This window comes from Bradyrhizobium sp. (assembly GCF_049581145.1).
Taxonomy (GTDB): domain Bacteria; phylum Pseudomonadota; class Alphaproteobacteria; order Rhizobiales; family Xanthobacteraceae; genus Bradyrhizobium.
The window spans coordinates 1-1721 of record NZ_JBAURI010001034.1 but is presented as its reverse complement, the minus strand read 5'-3'; the positions used below and the strand labels follow the sequence as shown (position 1 = coordinate 1721).

Here is a 1721-nt window from a genome sequence, read left to right as displayed (position 1 = left end):
CTTTGACCCAACCGGCGGCCAGCCTGCCGGACGCCCGGCCGGCGAGTCTGGTGTTGCGGCTGACCCCGGCATTCGCCCTTCCGTTCGTTCAGCTCGCGCGCCTTGACCGGCCGATCGGATGGCAGCTCTTACTCGCGCCATGCTGGCAGGCGACCGCGCTCGCCGGCCTCGCTCTGCATCGCGGGCCCAACCTCTGGCACCTCTTGCTATTCCTGATCGGCGCCATCGCCATGCGAGGCGCGGGCTGCACCTATAACGACATCCTCGACCGCAAGCTCGACGCTGCGGTCGAGCGCACCCGCAATCGCCCGCTGCCGGCGGGCCGGGTCTCGATCGGCGCGTCGGCGGCGTTCCTCGTCGCACAGGCTCTGGTCGGCCTCGCGGTGCTGCTCAGCTTCAACCGGTTCTCGATCTGGCTCGGGATCGCTTCGCTCGGCGTGGTTGCGATCTATCCGCTGATGAAGCGTGTGACTTCGTGGCCGCAGGCGGCGCTCGGCCTCGCCTTTTCGTGGGGAGCGCTGATGGGCTGGAGCGCGACATTCGCGAGCCTCGCGCCGGCCCCGATCCTGCTCTACCTCTCCGCCTTCGCTTGGACGATCGGCTACGACACGATCTACGCGCTGCAGGACGCGCGCGACGACGCCATCGTCGGCATCCGCTCCACCGCCCGCCTGTTCGGTCCCCGCGCTCAACTCGCCGTCGGCCTCTTCTATGCCGCGAGCGCGGCGCTGGCGTTTGCGGCGATCGAACTCGCCGGCGGCGGCGCCATCGCGCTCATCGGCTGGCTCGTTTTTTGCAGCCATCTCGCCTGGCAGGTCATGAGGATCGAAGGCGCCGACCCGGCGACGGCGCTCAGGCTCTTTCGCTCCAACCGCGACGCGGGGTTCATCCTGTTCGCCGGGATCGCGCTCGAGGGGTGGCTGGGATAGCCGCTCGGGCGTCCGAATGGTTGGAAGCGGCTTGATCGGCGCCGGACATTCGAGCTCGCTGGCGAGCGGCGACAAGCCTCAAGAGCGATGGGACGCCCGATGGATGACAGACTGTTCCCCGCCCGCCCGATCCTCGCGGTGTCGGCGGCGGTGTTTCGAGACGGCCGGATTCTCATCGTGCGGCGCGCGCGGGCGCCGATGATCGGCCATTTCAGCCTGCCGGGGGGCGTGGTCGAAGTGGGCGAGACGCTCGCTGAAGCCGTCGCGCGCGAGCTTATGGAGGAGGTCGGCGTCAGCGCCGAAATCATCGGCTTCAACCGCCACGTCGAGGCGATCGCTCGCGAGGGCGAACGGGTCCGGACGCATTTCATCATCGCCTCGTTCGTCGCCCGCTGGACGGCGGGTGAGGCCAGGGTCAGCGACGAAGTCGCGGCCATCGACTGGATCGATCCGCATGGAGCGCCGCCGTCGCCGACGACGCCGGGCTTAAGCGAAATTCTCGCGAACGCGGCGCGGATTGAAAGACTGCATGCGTGAGCTCGCCGACCTCGCCCAGTGGGGCGTAGCCGGCGCAAGATTAGAGCGGTTTTCAGTCAGGCCCACGTCCTTGCGAGAAGCGGAGCGACGAAGCAATCCAGTAATCGTAGGCGGTGGGTGGCTCTGGATTGCTCCACCCGGGGTCAAGCCCGGGGCTCGCAATGACGGCGACTATCTGGTCCAAACGAGCCAGGCTCTAAAACGTCCGCAAAATCTCGTCGTGGGTCGTGCCGGCAATGAAGAATGGAGTGGCTT

General features: G+C 67.6%; 2 protein-coding genes. Both read left to right on the top strand.

Translation table 11 applies throughout. The annotated features are described in order from the left end of the window. Positions 1–2: 2 nt before the first annotated feature. Positions 3–929, top strand: a complete 927-nt coding sequence (ubiA, locus tag WCB02_RS33460) for a 4-hydroxybenzoate octaprenyltransferase (protein ID WP_423965173.1) — start codon at positions 3–5, stop codon at positions 927–929. Between the two features lie 138 nt (positions 930–1067). Continuing rightward, positions 1068–1466, top strand: a complete 399-nt coding sequence (locus WCB02_RS33455; RefSeq protein WP_423965170.1) for an NUDIX hydrolase — start codon at positions 1068–1070, stop codon at positions 1464–1466. Positions 1467–1721: the final 255 nt, after the last annotated feature.